Annotated in this window: 16 protein-coding genes; 9 read left to right on the top strand and 7 right to left on the bottom strand. The window is 74.4% G+C overall.

Going from position 1 to position 17,325, the window contains the following annotated elements; genetic code table 11:
* Positions 1 to 129: 129 nt before the first annotated feature.
* On the bottom strand, positions 130 to 1,578 hold the full coding sequence (locus ACQP17_RS18055; RefSeq protein WP_433857202.1) for a vWA domain-containing protein: 1,449 nt from the start codon (positions 1,576 to 1,578) through the stop codon (positions 130 to 132).
* A gap of 915 nt (positions 1,579 to 2,493) precedes the next feature.
* On the opposite strand from ACQP17_RS18055, the gene ACQP17_RS18050 reads away from it, so the two are divergent.
* The gene (locus ACQP17_RS18050) at positions 2,494 to 3,795 is read left to right on the top strand and encodes an alpha/beta hydrolase (protein ID WP_433857201.1); all 1,302 of its coding nucleotides are present in this window, start codon (positions 2,494 to 2,496) and stop codon (positions 3,793 to 3,795) included.
* 204 nt (positions 3,796 to 3,999) lie between these two features.
* Positions 4,000 to 4,620, top strand: coding sequence for a VanZ family protein (locus ACQP17_RS18045; protein WP_433857200.1), 621 nt, complete (start codon positions 4,000 to 4,002; stop codon positions 4,618 to 4,620).
* Positions 4,621 to 4,678: 58 nt separating this feature from the next.
* On the opposite strand, the gene ACQP17_RS18040 is transcribed toward ACQP17_RS18045, so the two are convergent.
* Complete coding sequence (locus tag ACQP17_RS18040) at positions 4,679 to 5,557, bottom strand: polysaccharide deacetylase family protein (RefSeq protein WP_433857199.1); 879 nt, start codon at positions 5,555 to 5,557, stop codon at positions 4,679 to 4,681.
* A gap of 307 nt (positions 5,558 to 5,864) precedes the next feature.
* Between ACQP17_RS18040 and ACQP17_RS18035 the strand changes: the two genes are divergently transcribed.
* The 3 genes from ACQP17_RS18035 to ACQP17_RS18025 are packed head-to-tail and all read left to right on the top strand — an operon-like array spanning position 5,865 to position 8,241.
* Positions 5,865 to 6,623 carry an ABC transporter permease gene (locus ACQP17_RS18035; RefSeq protein WP_433857198.1) on the top strand — a complete coding sequence of 253 codons (759 nt, stop codon included), beginning with the start codon at positions 5,865 to 5,867 and terminating at the stop codon, positions 6,621 to 6,623.
* On the top strand, positions 6,620 to 7,294 hold the full coding sequence (locus tag ACQP17_RS18030; protein WP_433857197.1) for an ABC transporter permease: 675 nt from the start codon (positions 6,620 to 6,622) through the stop codon (positions 7,292 to 7,294). Before ACQP17_RS18035 ends, ACQP17_RS18030 begins: the two co-directional genes overlap by 4 nt.
* Positions 7,291 to 8,241 carry an ABC transporter substrate-binding protein gene (locus tag ACQP17_RS18025; RefSeq protein WP_433857196.1) on the top strand — a complete coding sequence of 317 codons (951 nt, stop codon included), beginning with the start codon at positions 7,291 to 7,293 and terminating at the stop codon, positions 8,239 to 8,241. The genes ACQP17_RS18030 and ACQP17_RS18025 overlap by 4 nt, the downstream gene beginning before the upstream one ends.
* A gap of 74 nt (positions 8,242 to 8,315) precedes the next feature.
* Here ACQP17_RS18025 and ACQP17_RS18020 read toward each other — a convergent pair whose 3' ends face one another.
* Positions 8,316 to 9,473, bottom strand: coding sequence for an ABC transporter ATP-binding protein (locus ACQP17_RS18020; protein WP_433857195.1), 1,158 nt, complete (start codon positions 9,471 to 9,473; stop codon positions 8,316 to 8,318).
* A gap of 99 nt (positions 9,474 to 9,572) precedes the next feature.
* Positions 9,573 to 10,304, bottom strand: coding sequence for a response regulator transcription factor (locus tag ACQP17_RS18015; protein ID WP_433857194.1), 732 nt, complete (start codon positions 10,302 to 10,304; stop codon positions 9,573 to 9,575).
* Positions 10,305 to 10,535: 231 nt separating this feature from the next.
* Here ACQP17_RS18015 and ACQP17_RS18010 point away from each other — a divergent pair, with 231 nt between their 5' ends.
* Positions 10,536 to 11,477 (top strand): NADP-dependent oxidoreductase, encoded by a 942-nt coding sequence (locus ACQP17_RS18010; RefSeq protein WP_364873661.1) that lies wholly within the window; start codon positions 10,536 to 10,538, stop codon positions 11,475 to 11,477.
* Positions 11,478 to 11,484: 7 nt separating this feature from the next.
* Here ACQP17_RS18010 and ACQP17_RS18005 read toward each other — a convergent pair whose 3' ends face one another.
* The 3 genes from ACQP17_RS18005 to ACQP17_RS17995 all read right to left on the bottom strand — a co-directional run bounded on the left by ACQP17_RS18005 (position 11,485) and on the right by ACQP17_RS17995 (position 14,440).
* Positions 11,485 to 12,489, bottom strand: coding sequence for a hypothetical protein (locus ACQP17_RS18005; protein ID WP_433857193.1), 1,005 nt, complete (start codon positions 12,487 to 12,489; stop codon positions 11,485 to 11,487).
* Positions 12,490 to 12,651: 162 nt separating this feature from the next.
* Positions 12,652 to 13,257 (bottom strand): hypothetical protein, encoded by a 606-nt coding sequence (locus ACQP17_RS18000; protein ID WP_433857192.1) that lies wholly within the window; start codon positions 13,255 to 13,257, stop codon positions 12,652 to 12,654.
* A 163-nt stretch (positions 13,258 to 13,420) separates the two neighbouring features.
* On the bottom strand, positions 13,421 to 14,440 hold the full coding sequence (locus tag ACQP17_RS17995) for a cation diffusion facilitator family transporter (protein WP_364873667.1): 1,020 nt from the start codon (positions 14,438 to 14,440) through the stop codon (positions 13,421 to 13,423).
* Positions 14,441 to 14,677: 237 nt separating this feature from the next.
* Between ACQP17_RS17995 and ACQP17_RS17990 the strand changes: the two genes are divergently transcribed.
* The 3 genes from ACQP17_RS17990 (at position 14,678) to cobM (ending at position 17,215) form a co-directional block, all read left to right on the top strand.
* A complete protein-coding gene (locus ACQP17_RS17990; RefSeq protein ID WP_433857191.1) occupies positions 14,678 to 14,947 on the top strand; it encodes a hypothetical protein in 270 nt (89 codons plus the stop codon).
* 130 nt (positions 14,948 to 15,077) lie between these two features.
* Complete coding sequence (gene cbiE, locus ACQP17_RS17985; RefSeq protein ID WP_433857190.1) at positions 15,078 to 16,430, top strand: precorrin-6y C5,15-methyltransferase (decarboxylating) subunit CbiE; 1,353 nt, start codon at positions 15,078 to 15,080, stop codon at positions 16,428 to 16,430.
* Entirely contained in the window at positions 16,427 to 17,215 is a 789-nt protein-coding gene (gene cobM / locus ACQP17_RS17980; RefSeq protein ID WP_433857189.1) for a precorrin-4 C(11)-methyltransferase, read from the top strand. The genes cbiE and cobM overlap by 4 nt, the downstream gene beginning before the upstream one ends.
* Positions 17,216 to 17,325 lie beyond the last annotated feature (110 nt).

Below are 17,325 nucleotides of genomic sequence, written 5' to 3'. Positions count from 1 at the left end.
TGTGGTCAGGGAGCCGGGCGGGGCGGGTGAGACACCCGTGGGGCGTGCGGGGGCGGACGACAGCGGCCGCGGACGGGCCGGTGGGGGCCCGGCCGCGGCCGGTGAGGTGGGGTGAGCGGAGCGGGGAGGTCAGCTGTCCTTGAGGATGCCGGCGCTGCGGGCCTCGGCGAGCCACTCGGGGAACTCGACCATGAGCTGCTGGTAGAGCTCGTCGTGGGAGAGGCCGCGGGGGTCGCGGCCGGCGTGGAAGAAGCCGGCGTTGTCGATGACCCGCTTCTCCGGGACGCTCAGGTCGTCGAGCTTGCGCAGGAAGTCGAAGCCCTTGGCGTCCGGGTCGCCGAAGCCGACGAACTGCCAGAACAGGGGCAGCCCGGCCGCCTCGCAGAGCGCCTTCTCGGCAGCCGGCTTGGAGGTCGGGGCGCCGTCGGTCTGGAAGATGACGAAGGCCGGCGCGGTGGAGCCGGACTTCTTGTAGTGCTCGATGACGGCGTTGATGGCCCAGTGGTAGTTCGTCCGGCCCATGTGCCCGAGGCCGGCGTGCAGCTCCTCGATGCGTCCCTCGTAGTTGGTGAGGTCGAGGTCGGCGGTGCCGTCGACGTCGGTGGAGAAGAAGACGACCGGGACGGTGGCGTCGTCGTCGAACCGGACGGCCAGGCCCAGGGCCTGCTCGGCGAGGTTCTGGACGGTGCCGTCCTTGTAGTAGTTGCGCATCGAGCCGGAGCGGTCGAGGACCAGGTAGACGGCGGCGCGCTGGGTGCCGAGGCCGTGCTTGTCCAGGGTGGCGGCCGCGGACTTCACGAGGCTGACGAGGGCGGGGGGCGTGGCGGTGCCGCTGGTGTCCGCGGCCGCGGGGGCGACGGGCTCGGGCGCCGGCGCCGGGGCCGGCTCGGGCTCGGCTGCTGCCTTCGGCCCGGCTTCCGCCACCGCCTCGGGCTCGGGCTCCGGCTCGGCCTCCGGCTCTGCGACGGCCTGCGGCGCGGGCTCCGGCGCGGTGGCCGCTGCTGCCGGCTCGGGCTCGGCTTCCGCCGCTGCCTCCGCCGCTGCCTCCGCCGCTGCCTCCGGCTCCGCGGCCGGCGGCGCCGGGTGGTCAAAGGCCTGGCTCACGAGGTCGGAGGCGGCGTCGGAGGAGGCTTCGGCGGGGGCCCCGGCCGGAGCGGCGCCCTCGGCCGGCTCCGCCACGGGCGCCTCGGCAGGCTCGGCGGCCTTCGCGGCCTCGGCCACGTCCGCCACCGGCTCCGCCGGCTCGACGGACTCCACCGCGGGCTCGTCCCGCACCTCGGCCTCGTCCCGTGCCGCCGCGCGCTCCGCGACATCGGGCCGGCTGCCCTGGGCCGGCAGCGTGGGAGCCGCCGGAGCCGGGTCGGTGGACGCGGCCTCCGTCGACGCAGGGGGTGCCGTCCGTGCGGCCGGGACCTCGGCTTCCGGGGCCGGAGCGGAGGGGGCCGGGACGGACTCCTCGCGGGCCTCGGGAATGGTCGCGGATTCCGGGGTGCCGGCGCCGCTCGGGGCCGCGCCGGTTTCTTCGCGGGTCGCCTTGGAGCGACCGAAAGCGTTGCGCAGCAGACTCCGAATGCCCATCGGCGAACCTCTCTTGCGTGTGGTGGGTGCGGCCTTTGTCCGTGAAGCACAGACATGTCCCTGACCAGGACGGATACGTAAGCGTAGCGGCCGGGACCGGCCTCATCGTGGGACCCCGCGCCTTGTGTGGTGGGCCATCCGGGGGTGTTCCGGGGACGAGGGGTTTCGGCCGGCGGGTCATTGCCGCATTCGCCCTGCGTACGAGGTTGCCGGGCCGTACGGACGGGCCTTCCGGGGGCTCTGACGGGCCGTCGCCCTCTTCGCCGAATCTCCCCACGGCATTTCACGGACCGGACCTCGGCATTCGCCCCGCGAAGGGCACATCACGCAGAAAGCGCCGCAAAGGAAGCAACGCGTCATGCATCGCGACAGTGCACCCGAACAACGCATTACTCCCCCATATGCAGCACACCGCACATCAGGAAAAATAGGGAGCAATAAATCAGCGAAATGCGAACCGCGTGCCGTGGGCCGGAAACTGCGGGACGGGCTTTGGCGGGCGCGGCGGCGGAGAAGGGGGAGAGTGTCGCAAGGGCCGGACGGGGAAGGGAAGTTGATTCGGCCATTTGTGAAGTGGCGGGATTTGTGGGGCCCGAGTGGTGGCCCGCGCCGCGGGTGTCCCGGCCGCCGGAGCCGCGCCCCGATCCCGAAACCCTCGCTGACCTGCGCCTTTCCTCCGGCAGGCGCGCCACCCGCGCCGTGCTCGCCCCGCCCTCGCGGGCGCCGTCGGCCCCCGTCGCACATCACGCCGCGGAAACGATGTGGCAAGAGCGAGGTAAGAACTGGGTCGTTCAGGTATCCGATGCGCAGGTGTGCCCATCTTCTCCGGTGACCATTGTCCTGAGCCGCACGTTGTGCCTTAGGCGGCCGGAAGAAGGCAAGAACCCTTTCGCGGGTGACGGGAGATGTGGGCGCATGGGGCTGACCAGTCAGTCGCTCGAGTACACGGTGATCGTGCTGGCGGTGGCGAGTGTGGCCGCCACGGTCTGGCTCTGGCCCCGGTTGTCACGACGCGGGGTGGGCCCGGTCCTGGGCAGACTGGGGGCCATCGCGGTCACCCAGCTGTCGATCGTGTGCGCGCTCGCCCTCGCCGTGAACACGAACTTCGAGTTCTACGGCAACTGGGACGAACTGCTGGGCAACAACGACAAGGCCCCGGTGTCCGTGAGCCAGGGCGGCGGCCAGTACGCCTCGGTGGGCAACATGAAGGGCGGGCTGATCCAGCCCGCCGGGCCGCAGGGCCTCGACCGGGTGACCGGGCTGCCCAAGGGCCCCGCGGACAAGGTGGGCAAGGTCGAGTCCGTACGGATCATCGGCCGCCGCACGCGGGCCATCAACCCCGGCTTCGTCTATCTGCCGCCGCAGTACTTCCAGCAGCAGTTCCGCCGTCAGCGGTTCCCCGTCATGGTCGTCATCAGCGGCTACCCCGGCGGCATCATGAACCTCGCCCAGCACCTCCAGGTGCCGCAGAACGCGGGCCGGCTGATCGCACAGGGCCGGATGCAGCCGACGGTGATCGTCATGGTGCGGCCGACCATCGCGCCGCCGCGGGACACCGAGTGCGTGGACGTGCCGGGCGGGCCGCAGGCCGAGACGTTCTTCACCAAGGACCTGCCGGACGCCATGAAGGCGACCTACCGGGTGGGCCACGACCCCAGCGCCTGGGGCGCGTTCGGCTACTCGTCCGGCGGCTCCTGCTCGCTGCAGCTGGCGATGCGCAACCCGAAGGCCTACACCTCGGCGGTCTCGCTCTCGGGTGACTACGCGATCAAGGACGACCTGACCACCGGCAGCCTGTTCGGCCCGGGGCCCGAGGGCGCCAAGCGCGAGCACGAGCACGACCTGCTGTGGCGGCTGAAGCACCTGCCCACCCCGCAGATCTCCGCGCTGGTGGCCAGCAGCCGCAAGGGCGAGGCGGATTACGGCGCGACGATGGACTTCGTGCACGCGGTCAAGCCGCCGATGACGGTCGACTCGATCATCCTGCCGCAGGGCAGCCACCAGTTCACGACCTGGCGGCGCGAGGTCGCCCCGGCCCTGGAGTGGCAGAGCCAGCAGCTGACGTTCCCGCAGGACACCCAGGCCGTCGCCCCGCCGCGGAAGCCCGGGGCGGGCAAGGGCGGTGCCGCGGGGCCGCAGGCCGGGCCGTCCACGTCGCCGGCCGCGTCCGACGACAAGGGACGCCGGCGGGTGGAGGCGGAGCGCCCGCGGGGGTGAGCCGCGGGTGACGTCCGCGGGCGGGCCGAGCGGCCGCGCACCGCGGGGAGACGCGCAGGGGCGCCGGAGTGATCCGGCGCCCCTGTCGTGTGGGTGGCCGGGCCCGGTGCGGGGCGGCCGGCCGTTCCGCATGATCGCCGCAGCCGGGGGTACCCGCACCTGCCATCGGGGCGCACGGCCCCTCTCGGACACCGGGAGATCCTCATGGCGCGTACGGAACAGGGCGACGGGGCCGGGTGGTCACCGGTGGCCGCGCGGGCCCCACTGGCCGTCCGGATCCTGCTGCTGGTGCTGGCGTTCGCCGCGATGGTGGCCTTCGCGGTGGCGCTGGCGCGGGTCACGCTGACCCCGTCGGCGGCGTCGGTGCCGCTCACCCACCCCAACCTCCACCCGGGCGATTCGATCCGGAGCTATCTCACCCGGTCGCCGGCGGTCGACGCGGCCAAGCAGGTGGGCGGCAATGTCGTCCTGGGAATCCCGTTCGGGGTGCTGCTCCCGGTGCTGCTGCCGAAGGCCCGCGGGCTGGTGCGGGTGGGGGTGGCGACGGCGCTGGTGATGCTGCTGGTGGAACTGGTGCAGGGGGCGCTGATCACCGGCCGCGCCTTCGACATCGACGACGTCATCCTCAACTGCACCGGCGCGCTGCTCGGTTATCTGCTGCTGGGCCGGCGGCTGGGCCGCGCCGTGCACCCGCGCCGCCGGCACTGGTGGCACCGGCTGCGCAACCGGGGGCCGGTGGGGCCGACCGAGACCGCTGGGGCGGCCGGGGCCGGGACTGCCGCCGGGACGGCCGGGGCGGGGACGGCCGGGGCCGGGACGGAGTGACCGGCGGCGGGTCCGTGCGCGGCGGGCCGCGCCCCGCGATGTCCGCCCCCGCCGTGCGCTACGGCCGGTAGACCATCCCCGGCTGTGGCGTCGCCGGGGCGAGCAGCCGGGAGACCGTGACCACCGTGTAGCCGCGCCTCTTCAGCTCCTTGAGGATGCCGGGGACGGCCGGCACGGTTCCGCGGTAGATGTCGTGGAGCAGGATGATGCCGTCGCGCTCGGTCTGTTCGAGCACCCGCTGGGTGATCAGGGCCGAGTCGTTGGTCCGGTAGTCCTTGGCGGTCACGCTCCACAGGATCTGGGCCAGGCCGAGGTCCTTGCTGATCGCGGAGACGCTCTCGTCGGTCCTGCCCTGCGGCGGGCGCATCAGCTTCGGCGTCTTGCCGGTGATCTTGCGGACCGCGTCCTGGACGCGGGACATCTCGCGCCGGGCCTCCGCGGGCTCGATGTCGGTCAGGATCCGGTGCGACCAGGTGTGGTTGGCCAGCTCATGGCCCTCGGCGTCGATCCGCTTCACCTCGGCGGGGCGCTTGTCGACATGGTTCTCGCCGAGCATGAAGAAGGTCGCGTGCACCTTCTCCCGCTTGAGGATGTCCAGCAGGCGGCCGGTGTTCTCGCTGGGGCCCGCGTCGAAGGTCAGCGCCACGCACTTGGCCTTGCGGCAGTCGACCTCGTCGCCGCCCGTCCCCTTCTTCCCTGCCGCGCCGTCCCCCTTGGTGCCGGTCTTCCCGCCCGGGCTCTCCCCGTTCTTCGCCTCCCCGACCGCGGCGAGCCGGGCGTCCATCGCCTTGACGGCGGCCTCGGGTGCCTCGGCGCGGGCGTCGGCCGGGGCCGTGACGTCGTAGGTGGCGCAGCCGCTGAGGGCCAGGGCGAGGGAGGTGGCCGTCAGCAGCCCGGCCAAGGACGTGCGGCGGGCCGCGGATATCTGCTTCGGCATGCGGTTCTCCTCGGTACGGACGGCGGGCGGCAGGCCCGTGACCTGCGATCGGGCAGGGCGAAGCCGGCGCGTACGGGCAGGCCGAGGCCGCGCCGCCCCGCGCTCACGGCGGTCGAACAGGGACGCGGAAGCGACTATACATAGGAAGTATACATGCAATGTATACGTGGGGTGTGTAGGTGGAGATCCATGGCGTGGGGCGAGGAGGGGGCGGGCCGGGTGTCTGCCGTGGTGGGGGCGGTCGGCGGCCACCCCGATCGGACGCGTCCGCCGCGACACCCCGCCCCCGCCGGGGTGGACTCGTACCGTGACCGCACCGCCGCCGAACGACTGCCTGGCCCGGAACGACTGGATCTGCGGCGCGTATCTGCGTACCCGTCAGCAGATCCTGCTCGACGCGGTCGTCCAGCATCTGCAGCTGACGCTGTCCTCGGTGGCACTCGGGCTGGTGATCGCGGTCCCGCTGGCGCTGCTGGCCCGCCGCCGGCGCTGGACGGCCGGGCCGGTGCTCGGCGTCACCACGGTGGTCTACACGATCCCGTCGCTGGCGATGTTCTCCCTGCTGCTGCCGGTCTACGGGCTGTCCGCCACCCTCGTCGTGGTCGGCCTGGCCCTGTACTCCCTCACCCTGCTCGTACGGAACATCCTGGCCGGGCTGGACGGGGTCCCGGCCGAGGCCACGGAGGCCGCCCGCGGCATGGGGTACGGGCCGATGCGCCAACTGCTGACCGTGGAGCTGCCGCTGGCCGTGCCGGCCGCGATGGCCGGGCTGCGGATCGCCACGGTCTCCGCGGTCGCGCTCACCACCGTCGGCGCGATCGTCGGATACGGCGGACTGGGCAACCTCATCTACGCCGGGATGAACTCCTTCTTCAAGGCGCAGGTGCTCACCGCGTCGGTGCTCTGCGTGCTCATCGCGGTCGTCCTCGATCTGCTGCTGCTCGGCGCGGAGCGGCTGCTCACGCCCTGGCGGCGGGTGCACCGGCGGACGCGGGGGCGCAGGGTGCGCAGGCGGGCCGCGGCGGGAACGGAAGCGCCGGCCGCGGCCGTCGGGCGGCGGGCGTGAGCACCCTCGCCGCGGTCTGGTCCTGGCTGACCACCGCCGCCAACTGGTCCGGCGAGAACGGCGTCTGGCACCGCCTCGAACAGCATGTGGTGCTCACCTTCGCCTGCCTGGCCCTCAGCGCCCTGATCGCGCTGCCGGTCGCGCTGACCCTCGGCCATCTCGGGCGCGGCGGCGCGCTGGCCGTCAACCTCGCCAACGTCGGCCGGGCGGTGCCCACCTTCGCCGTCCTGGTCCTGCTGCTGCTCACGCCCCTCGGGCGGTACGGTCAGTGGCCGACGATCATTGCGCTGGTGCTGTTCGCCATTCCGCCCCTGCTGACCAACGCATACGTCGGGATGCGGGAGGTGGACCAGAACGTGGTGCGGGCCGCGCGTGGCATGGGGATGACCGGGTTTCAGCTGGTACGGCGGGTGGAGGTGCCGCTCGCCTTCCCGCTCGTGCTGACCGGCGTCCGGATCGCCGCGGTCCAGCTGGTGGCCACGGCGACGCTGGCCGCGCTGGTGGGCGGCGGCGGGCTGGGCCGGATCATCACCGCGGGGTTCAACCTGGCCAGCACCCCGCAGGTGGTCGCCGGTGCCGTACTGGTCGCAGTGTTCGCCCTGCTGATGGAGGCGGCCTTCGAGCTGGTGCAGCGGCGCGCGCCGGGGTGGGTGCGGGGGCAGGCCCGGTGAAGGCCGCCGGGCCGGTCCTGGTGCTCCTCGCCGCCCTCGGGCTCGGGGGCTGTGCCGGCGGGCCGTCCCTGGAGACCCGGTCCGCGATCACCAGCTCCCCCGGCGACAGCCACGAGCTGGCCATCGGCTCGGCCGGGTTCACCGAGAGCGAGCTGCTCGCCCAGATGTACGCGGCGCTGCTCGACCACGCCGGCTACCGCACCCATGTGGTGACCGTCGGCAACCGTGAGCTGTACGAACCCGCCCTGGAGGCCGGGCAGATCGATGTCGTCCCCGAGTACGCCGCGACCTTCGCGGACTGGCTCCACGCCAAGAACAAGGGCTCCCGGGCGGCCCCGGTCGCCTCGCCCGATCTCGGTGTCACCATGGCCGCGCTGCGGCGGCTCGCCGGACCCCGCGGGCTGACCGTGCTCCCGGCCGGCCGGGCCGTCGACCAGAACGCCTTCGCGGTCAGCGCCGCCTACGCCCGCAAGCACCACCTCAAGACGCTCAGCGATCTGGGCCGCGCCAAGCTGCCGGTGCGTCTGGCGGCGGGTGACGAGTGCGTCCAGCGGCCGTTCTGCGCGCCGGGGCTGCGGAAGAAGTACGGGATCCACATCACCGCCATCGACCCGAAGGGCGTCGGCACCACCCCCGCCAAGCGGGCCGTGCAGAACGGGCAGGACCAGCTGATGCTGACCACCAGCACCGACGCCACGCTCGACAAGTTCGGCCTGGTGCTGCTCACCGACGACAAGAAGCTGCAGAACGCCGACTACGTCCTCCCGGTCGTCAACCGCTCCCGCGCGGGCAGCGCACGGGTGGCCGCCGCGCTCAACCGCCTCGGCAAGGTCCTCACCACCGCCGATCTGGCGTACCTCAACGAGCAGGTGGACAGCTGGCGGCGGCTGCCCGCGGACGTGGCCCGCGCCTACCTGCAAGCGAAGGGGCTGCTGCCGAAGCGGTGACCGCGGCCGCACTCCCGCTCGGCGCCGCGTGTTTCACGTGAAACACGCGGCCCTTCTCCCGCCCTCCCGCGCGCTCACTGCGTCGGCACGGAATCCACCTCGTCCCGCTCCCGCGGTACGCCCCGCTCGCCCCGGCCGATGGTGCGGCGCAGGGCCTCGTGGAGCGCGGTCGGGGTGAGGACGCCCAGGAAGCGGTGGCCGTCCAGTACCGCGATCCACCCGGCGTCGTGCTTGAGCATCTCGCTGAAGGCGTCCTTGAGGGTGCCGGTCACCGGGACCCAGGCCTCCATCCGCCGGGCGTGCCCGGCGACCGTGCCGGCTGCCCCCACCAGCTCCTCGGTGCCCACCCAGCCGTGAAGTTCGCCCTCCTCGTCGAGGACCACAGCCCAGCGGGCGCCCTCGGCCCGCAGCCGGGTCGTGGCGTCCGCGGCGGGCTCGCCGAGCCGGGCGAACGGAGGGCGTTCGAGGTCGGCGCGGTCGATGGCGGTGACCGAGAGCTGCTTCAACGCGCGGTCGGTGCCGACGAATTCGGCGACATAGGGCGTGGCGGGGGCGCCGAGGACGTTCGCCGGGGTGTCGTACTGCTCGATCCGGCCCTCCCCGTAGACCGCGATCCGGTCGCCGAGCCGGATGGCCTCCTCGATGTCGTGGGTGACCAGCAGCACGGTCTTGTGCATGCCGGCCTGGAGCCGCAGGAACTCCTTCTGGAGCCGGTCGCGCACGACCGGGTCGACCGCGCCGAACGGCTCGTCCATCAGCAGCACCGGCGGGTCGGCGGCGAGCGCCCGGGCCACTCCGACCCGCTGGCGCTGGCCGCCGGAGAGCTGGTCGGGGTAGCGGGAGCCGTAGACGCCGGGGTCCAGGCCGACCAGGTCGAGGAGTTCGGCGGCCCGCTCGCGCGCCCTGGCCTTCTTCCAGCCGGTCAGAAACGGCACGGTCGCGGTGTTGTCCAGCACGGTGCGATGCGGGAAGAGACCGGTCTGCTGGATGACGTAGCCGATCCGGCGGCGCAGCCGCACCGGGTCGACGCCGGCGATGTCGGCCCCCTCGACGCTGATCCGGCCGTGGGTGGGGTCGATCAGCCGGTTGACCATCATCATGGTCGTCGTCTTGCCGCAGCCGGACGGCCCGACCAGCGTCACCAGCTCACCCTCACGGACCTCGAAGGAGAGGTCGTCGACGGCGGTGGTCCCGTCGGGGTAGCGCTTGGTGACGGAGTCGAACCGGATCATTGCGCCATTGAATCCCGCGGTCCGCGGCCCGACCCGTCTTACGCGCAATCGGGTGGGGCGGGCCCGGACCGGCCGTCAGCCGGGGCCGGGGGCACCGGTTCAGCCGCGGGCGCCGGCCGCCGGCTCGCCGCTCGCCGAGGGGGCGTCGTCCGCCGCCGGCCCGTCGCCCATCCGGTATCCGGCGCCCGGCACGGACTCGATCACCGGCGGCTCGCCGAGCTTGGCGCGCAGGGTGCCGAGCGTGACGCGGACGGCGTTGGTGCGGTGGCGGGGCTGCTCCTCCCACACCTCCTCGATCAGCTCGTCCTCGCCCACCACCGCGCCGCGGGCGCGCAGCAGCACCTCCAGCACGCCGAACTCCCTGCGGGACAGCGCCAGCGGCCGGCCGTCGCGGACGGCCAGCCGGCGCCCGGTGTCGAGGCGGACACCGGCCCGCTCGATCACCGGTGGACGTCCCGAGCGGGCGCCGTGGCCCAGGGCCAGCACCCGGTCGCGCAGTACGTCGAACGCGAACGGCTTGGTCAGCCGGTCGTCGGCGCCGGGCTCCTGGCGGCCGCCGGGAACGGGTGCCCGGCCGGTTGCCGGGCCGGCCGCGACGAGCAGCAACACCCGGGTCGGCAGCGCCTGTTCCACCACGTACCGGACGACCTCGTCACCGTGCAGTCCGGGCAGATCCCGGTCCAGGACCAGGACGTCGTAGGCGTCGCGCCGCAGCCGGTCCAGCGCCCCGCGGCCGCTGTGGGCGATGTCCACCGTGAGCGCCGCGCGGCGCAGCCCCGAGACGATCATGTCCGCGAGGAACTCCTCGTCCTCCACCACCAGAACGCGCATGGCGTCATGTGTACCCGAGCCGCCGCGTCCGGCCGCCGGACGCTCTCGTGGCCGTGACCCGCGGGGCGGGGAATTCACCGCCCCGGGTCCGCCCGGCGGCCAGGCGGCCCTGCCCGGGGGGCCGTAAGAGTTGCTTCCGCCGCACCGCCTCCCCTCCTGCCGCGTCCGGCCCCGCCCCCGTGCTTACGATCCACTTCGGCCACCGGTCGGAAGGGTGGAAGGGAACGCCACATGAGAGCCGTAGCAGTCAGCGCATTCGGTGCACAGCCGCAGCTCATGGATCTGCCACAGCCCGAACCAGGGCCCGGTGAGGTCCTGGTGCGGTTGGCCGCCGCCGGACTCAACCCCGTCGACTGGAAGATCGCCGACGGGATGTTCGGGGATGCCGTGCCGGCCTCGTTCCCGCTGGTCCTGGGGAGCGACGGGGCGGGTGAGGTGCTCGCGATCGGGTCGGGGGTACGGCGGTTCACCATCGGCGACGCGGTGTTCGGGCAGTTCCAGCGACCGGCGCAGGGCGGTGGTTCGTACTGCGAGCTCGCCCTCGCCGACGAGGACCGCATCGCGCACGCCGCCCGCAGCGTCACCTACGCCAGCTCCGCGGCGCTGCCGACGGCAGGCATGACCGCGTACAACCTGGTGGAGGAGACCCGGGTGGGCGAGGGCCGGCGGGTGCTGATCGTCGGCGCGACCGGTGGCGTCGGCACCTTCGCCACCCAGCTCGCGGCCGGCCGCGGCGCCGAGGTGATCGCCACCGCGCGCCCCGCCAAGGCGGAGCTGATGCGCACCCTGGGCGCCGCGGAGACCGTCGACCACACCGCGGGATCGGTCGCCGACCAGGTGCTGTCGGCCCATCCGGACGGCGTCGACGTGCTGATCGACATGACCGGCGGCCCCGAGGACTTCGCCAAGATGACGCGGACCGTGCGCGACGGGGGCATCGCCGTCTCGCTCATCGGCTCGGCCGACGCGGACGAGCTGACCGAGCACAACCTCCGCGGCTTCAACTTCGTCAACCGCCCCTCCCCGCAGCTGCTGGAGATCCTCGCCGGACACGTCGACGCGGGCCGGCTGACGGTCCTGGTGGGCCGCGAGGTCGCCCTGGAGGAGGCGCCGGAGGCGCTGGCCGCCAGCCGCACCGGCCGGGCCCAGGGCAAGACGGTGCTGGCGCTCTGAGCGAAGGTCAGGAGCCGCCGGCGCCGCGGGCCGCGAGCCGTGCGCGCAGCGCCCGGGCCGCCTGCGGGCCGCCCGCGGCCAGCGCGGCGGTCAGCGTGCCCGCGCCGATGAGCAGCCAGACCCCGGTCAGCAGCGGATCGGTGAGCGCGTCGGCGTAGGCGTCCGCGGCCGGCCGGGAGACCATGGCGGGCAGCGCGTCCAGGGTGCGGCGGCGCAGCAGCGCCAGCGCCATGGCCAGCAGCCCGGCGGCCGCCGCACAGCCCGCCCCGGCGCCGATCAGCGCCCGCCGCCGGCGCCGCACCAGCAGCAGCCCGCCGGCCAGACACAGCGCCGCGGCCGGCGGCAGCAGCCGGGCCCCGGTGTGGACGAGGTCGTAGAGCGCCCGGACCCGCGGCACGTCCGGGGCCTTCAGCAGCACGATCCGCGCCCCGGCCGTCGGCACCCGGCGCACGACGTCGAGCCCGATGCCGTTGTGGGACAGCTGACCGCGCACCCGCTCCACGACGGGCGTGAGATCGAGGGTGACCGCGGAGCGCCCGGGCGCGGTCAGGCTGCCGTCCAGGGTCCGGTGGGCGGTGCGGTGCACCCCGTTCCACATCGCCGGGAAGCCGTGGCCGGTGACGACCTGCCGCACCTGCCGGGTCACGTACTGGCGGATGCCGCGGGTGAAGTGGCGGCGCACCGCCGGGCGTTCGGCGCGGGGGACGGCCTTCAGCAGTCCGTCGAGCCGGACATGGGCCATCACCCCGTCGGTCACCTCGTCGACGACCGCCTCCTGTACGGCGGCGTTCCCGGCCAGCGGCGCCACCGCCGCCACATAGCCGTCGGTCTCGGTCAGCTCGGTGCGCGCCCGGACGGCGGCCAGCCCCAGCGGCAGCAGCACCACTCCCACCAGCAGCAGCACCCCGCCGACCAGGCCCCGCGGGCGCCGGTGCGGGCGGTGCCCGGTCGGTGGGGCGGATTCCCCCGCCGGCACCCGCCCGCCCGGGCGTACGGGTGCGCTCGCTGACATCGCGGCTGTCCTTCCTGGCGGCATTTCGCTCGGCGTCCCTGGCTCGGCCGGTCCGGGGGAGCGCCACCCGGCGCGCCCCGCGGCCTGCTCCCAGGCAAGTGCGAACCTCCGCCGTCCGCGAGCGGGGCCGGTGCCAACGGGTGACCGGGCGCCCGGCCGTGCTCAGCGCCGGGCCGCGGTCCGCCGCCGTACCGCCCGCACCACGCCCGGCCCGAGCAGCGCGGCGGCCGCGGCGCCCACCGCCCACCACACCCAGCCATCGCCGTCGCCGCCCTCCGGGCGCGTCTCCGGCATGTCGTCGAGGTCGCCCGAGCAGGCCGTGGGCGCGAAGGACCCGCCGACGTAGACGCAGACCGTCGCGGCGGCGCGCAGGCTGCCGGGGGCCGCGGTGGCGGTGAGGTCGGGGCGGTCGCCGAGCACGGCGGTGGCCCGGAACACCTGGATGTCGTGCGCGGGCAGATCGGAGCGCCAGATCACCTTCCGCCCGCCCGAGCCCCGCCCCTCGACGGTGGCGCCGGGCGCGGTGGCGGAGGTCGTGGTGGCCGGCATCTCCTGCTCGATGCGGGCCCGGTGGACCACGGTGGGCCCCAGGTTGTGCACGGTGATGCGGTAGTCGAGCCGCTTGCCGGCCTCGGTGTCGTCGATCCCGTCGGTCACCGCGACCGACACCGAGACGGCGGGCGGTGGTGCCTGCGGTGCGGCTGCCGCGGCGGACGGTCCGAGGAACGTGGCGGCGCACAGCAGCGTGCGGACAACGGCGGTTCTCATGCCGTCATCGGAGCATCGCGGCCGCCGCCACCGGCGGCAGGCGGCCCCCTCCCGGGCACGGGTTCACCCGAGTGAGGGCGGCAGCGGCGGAACGTCCGGGCGGCGGCTCGCAGGATCGGCGGGGCGGGATCGGACCCGTCCGGCCGGGCCCCGGCGGCCGCCGTCAGTGCTCGTGCGGCCCCGGCCGGTGCACCGGGCCGTGGGCGTCCGCGCAGTGCCCGGGCCCCTGGTCCGGCTCGGCGCCGGGACGCGGGCCGAGGGTGAGGACGTCGTCGGGCGCGCCCTGTTCGCCGACGTGATCGACCTGGAGGGTGGCGTGGCCGATGCCGTACTCGCCGCTCAGCAGCTCCTGGAGACTGCGGCGGACCTTGTGGCAGTCGCCGCCCGGCTCCACCAGGATGTGCGCGGACAGCGCCGGCTGCCCGGAGGTGATCTGCCAGATGTGCAGATCGTGCACCTCGACTACCTGGTCCGCGGCGCACAGATGATCGCCCAGCGCGTCCGGGTCGATCCCGGCCGGTGCGGCCTCCAGGAAGATCCGGCCGGACTCGCGCACCAGACTGATCCCGGCCCGCAGCATCAGCACCACGACCACCAGCGAGGCGATGGCGTCCGCCTGCCGGAAGCCGGTCGTCAGCACGATCAGACCGGAGACGGCGGTGGCGATGAAGCCGAACAGGTCGTTGAGGATGTGCTGGTAGGCGCCCTCGACGTTCAGGCTGGAGCGGTTGGCCCGGGACAGCATCCAGGTGCAGATCAGATTGATCACGACCCCGGCCAGCGCGGTGACCAGCACCAGCCCGCCGGTCACCGCGGGCGGCGAGATCAGCCGCTGGATCGCCTCGTACCCCAGCCAGGCCGACAGCAGCAGCAGGGTGATGCCGTTGGCCTGCGCGGAGAGGATCTCGGCGCGCTTGAGCCCGTAGGTGTACCCGCCGCGGGCCGGGCGCGCGGCCAGCCGCATGGCGACCAGGGCGAGCACGATCGAGACCGCGTCGGTGAGCATGTGGGCGGCGTCCGCGATCAGCGCCAGGGACTGCGCCAGGACACCGATCACGACCTCGATCGCCAGATATCCGGTCAGCAGGAAGAGCGCGCCGCGCAGCCAGCGCCGGTCGGTGTCCGCCGAGACACCGTGCGCATGGCTGTGGTCGTGCCCCTGGCTGTGGGCGTGCTCGGTCATGAACGCTCCTTCCCGGCTCCTGCCGACTGGCTCCTGCTGGGAAGCAAACCGCACTTCGGCGAAAGATCCAAAGGCTGCACCGGTGACCGTTGTCATTACCGTCGAACGGCCGATCGTGCCTGGTCAGAGCGGTGTGGGGGCCGAAGGAGGGAGAGCGGGAAACGGAAGCCGACCGCCCGGCCCCGTCCGGCGTGGGCAACGGCCGCAGCCGGCCCGGCGCGGGTAGCATCCGGCGGCATGAGCGCTACGGGGGAGACCCGGCGGCCCGCGCCCGGCAGGGGCCAGATCATGGCGGTGCTGGGCCTGCTGGCCGCCGTCGCCATCCTGTACACCCACCACGACGGCCTGCCCTTCTGGCTGGGCGCCCTGACCGGCGTCCTCGCCGTCCTCGGCCACCTGGTCTGCTTCGACGCCCCACGCGGCCTCTGGCAGTGGCTCCCGGCGCTCGTCGGCTTCTGCGCGGCCTTCCTGTTCACGGGCCAGTTCCTGCGGGCGCTGCTGAGCTGAACGGGGCGGGCGGGTGCCCGGAGCCGCCCCGGCCTCCCCGCGGCCCGGGGGCTTGCGGACGGTCAGTAGAGTTCGGCTCCCGTCCTTCCGGGGCGGCATCCGTCCCCTCCCGACTCCGAGGTACCCGGCAGTGAGCCCCGCACCGACCGATCCGGCCGTTCCCGAGCCGCTGTGTGTCGTCGGGATCGGGGCCGACGGCTGGGACGGGCTGCCCGCCGTCTCCCGTGACGCGCTGTGCGCGGCGGAGGTGCTGATCGGCGGGGCCCGGCAGCTGGCGCTGCTGCCCGAGGAGTGTGCCGGGGTGCGGGTGCCGTGGCCGTCGCCGCTGCGGCCCGCCGTGCCCGGGCTGCTCGACGCGCATGCCGGGCGCCGGGTGTGCGTGCTGGCCAGTGGGGATCCGATGTTCCACGGGATCGGGCGGACCCTGAGCGAGGTGCTGGCGGAGCGGGCGGGCCGGGGCCCCGCGGCCGAACCGGGCCCCCGGCTGCGGATCCTGCCGCACCCCTCCTCCGTCTCCCACGCCTGTGCCCGGCTCGGCTGGCCGCTGGAGGACACCGAGGTCGTCACGCTCGTCGGGCGGCCCGCCGAGAACCTGGTCCGGGCGCTGTACGACGGCCGCCGGGTGCTGGTGCTGTCCGCGGGCGCCGGCACCCCGGCCGAGGTCGCCGCGCTGCTGCGCGTCCACGGCTTCGGCCCGACCCGGATGCGGGTGCTGGAGCAGCTCGGCGGTGCCCGGGAGCGGATGGCCGAGGGGGTGGCCGACGGCTGGGACCTGCCGCCCGGCGACGCCCTCAACGTGCTCGCGCTCGACTGCGTCCGCGCGCCCGGCACCCCACACCTGTCCACCGTCCCCGGGCTGCCCGACGACGCCTACGCGCACGACGGCCAGCTGACCAAGCGTCATGTCCGGGCCGCCACCCTGGCCGCGCTGGCGCCCGCCCCCGGCGAGCTCCTGTGGGACATCGGCTCCGGCTCCGGCTCCATCGCCGTCGAATGGCTGCGGGCGCACCGCAGCTGCCGTGCCGTCAGTGTCGAGCGGGACCCGGTGCGTGCCGAGCGGATCGGCCGCAACGCCGGGGCGCTGGGCGTCCCCGGACTGCGGGTGGTCACCGGCCCGGCGCCCGGCGCGCTGGCGGGACTGCCGGTGCCGGACGCGGTGTTCATCGGCGGCGGGCTGACCGCCCCCGGCCTGCTCGACGCCTGCTGGGCGGCGCTGCCCGCGGGCGGCCGCCTCGTCGCCAACACGGTGACCCTGGAATCCGAGGCGCTGCTCGCCGACCGCTATCGCCGCCACGGTGGCGAACTGGTCCGGCTCGCGGTCTCCCACGCGGTGCCGGTCGGCGGTTTCACGGGCTGGCGGCAGGCGATGCCGGTCACCCAGTGGTCGGTGGTCAAACCCCCGTCCGCCGCCCCTTCCGATGCCCCTGCCGCCCTTTCGGACCCGGCCCCGTCCCCGTCCCCGCAGGAGAACCGACCGTCATGACCGTCCACTTCATCGGCGCGGGCCCCGGCGCCGCCGACCTGATCACCGTGCGCGGCGCCCGGACGCTGGAGGCCTGCGGGGTGTGTCTGTACGCCGGCAGCCTGGTGCCGCGGGAGCTGCTCGACGCGTGCCCGCCCGGCGCCCGGCTCATCGACACCGCGCAGCTGGACCTCGGCACGATCACCGCCGAGATGGTCCGCGCCCACCGCGAGGGCCACGACGTGGCCCGGCTGCACTCCGGCGACCCGTCCGTCTTCAGCGCGGTCGCCGAGCAGATGCGGCGGCTGGACGCGGCCGGGGTGCCCTACGACGTGGTGCCGGGCGTGCCCGCGTTCGCCGCGGCGGCCGCCGCCCTCAAGCGCGAGCTGACCGTCCCCACCGTCGGCCAGACCGTCGTCCTCACCCGGGTCGCCCAGCGCGCCACGCCCATGCCCGAGGGCGAGGACCTCGCCACCCTCGGCCGCAGCGGCGCGCTGCTGGTCCTCCACCTGGCGGCGATGTACGTGGACCGGGTCGTGGCCGAACTCCTGCCGCACTACGGCGCCGACTGCCCGGCCGCCGTCGTCGCCATGGCCTCCCGCCCCGACGAACTCGTGCTGCGCGGCACCCTCGCCGACATCGCGGGCCAGGTGAAGGACGCGGGGGTGGTCCGCACGGCCGTCATCCTCGTCGGCCGGACCCTGGGCGCCGAGCAGTTCCGCGACAGCCACCTCTACTCGGCCGACCGCGAGCGCCCGCACGCCCCGTGCGCCCCGTGCGCCCCGGAGCGGAGCGACACCCCGTAGGACCGGCCCCCGTAGGACCGGCCCCCCGCAGGACCGACACTCCGTGCGCCCGGGACCGTCCGGGGGTGATCTGACCGCATCGGGGTGAATGGCCGTTTCCTGGCTCCCGG

The organism is Streptomyces kronopolitis (assembly GCF_050953795.1).
Classification (GTDB): Bacteria; Actinomycetota; Actinomycetes; order Streptomycetales; family Streptomycetaceae; genus Streptomyces; species Streptomyces kronopolitis_A.
Note: the sequence above shows the minus strand (reverse complement) of the source record. Positions and strands in the feature narration are given on the sequence as shown.

Coding starts and splice junctions, on each gene's coding strand:
- ACQP17_RS18005 (WP_433857193.1), bottom strand. CDS start 12,489: ATGTCAGCGAGCGCACCCGTACGCCCGGGCGGGCGGGTGCCGGCGGGG.
- cobM (WP_433857189.1), top strand. CDS start 16,427: ATGACCGTCCACTTCATCGGCGCGGGCCCCGGCGCCGCCGACCTGATC.
- ACQP17_RS17990 (WP_433857191.1), top strand. CDS start 14,678: ATGAGCGCTACGGGGGAGACCCGGCGGCCCGCGCCCGGCAGGGGCCAG.
- ACQP17_RS18010 (WP_364873661.1), top strand. CDS start 10,536: ATGAGAGCCGTAGCAGTCAGCGCATTCGGTGCACAGCCGCAGCTCATG.
- ACQP17_RS17995 (WP_364873667.1), bottom strand. CDS start 14,440: ATGACCGAGCACGCCCACAGCCAGGGGCACGACCACAGCCATGCGCAC.
- ACQP17_RS18055 (WP_433857202.1), bottom strand. CDS start 1,578: ATGGGCATTCGGAGTCTGCTGCGCAACGCTTTCGGTCGCTCCAAGGCG.
- ACQP17_RS18020 (WP_433857195.1), bottom strand. CDS start 9,473: ATGATCCGGTTCGACTCCGTCACCAAGCGCTACCCCGACGGGACCACC.
- ACQP17_RS18015 (WP_433857194.1), bottom strand. CDS start 10,304: ATGCGCGTTCTGGTGGTGGAGGACGAGGAGTTCCTCGCGGACATGATC.
- ACQP17_RS18045 (WP_433857200.1), top strand. CDS start 4,000: ATGGCGCGTACGGAACAGGGCGACGGGGCCGGGTGGTCACCGGTGGCC.
- ACQP17_RS18000 (WP_433857192.1), bottom strand. CDS start 13,257: ATGAGAACCGCCGTTGTCCGCACGCTGCTGTGCGCCGCCACGTTCCTC.
- ACQP17_RS18050 (WP_433857201.1), top strand. CDS start 2,494: ATGGGGCTGACCAGTCAGTCGCTCGAGTACACGGTGATCGTGCTGGCG.
- ACQP17_RS18040 (WP_433857199.1), bottom strand. CDS start 5,557: ATGCCGAAGCAGATATCCGCGGCCCGCCGCACGTCCTTGGCCGGGCTG.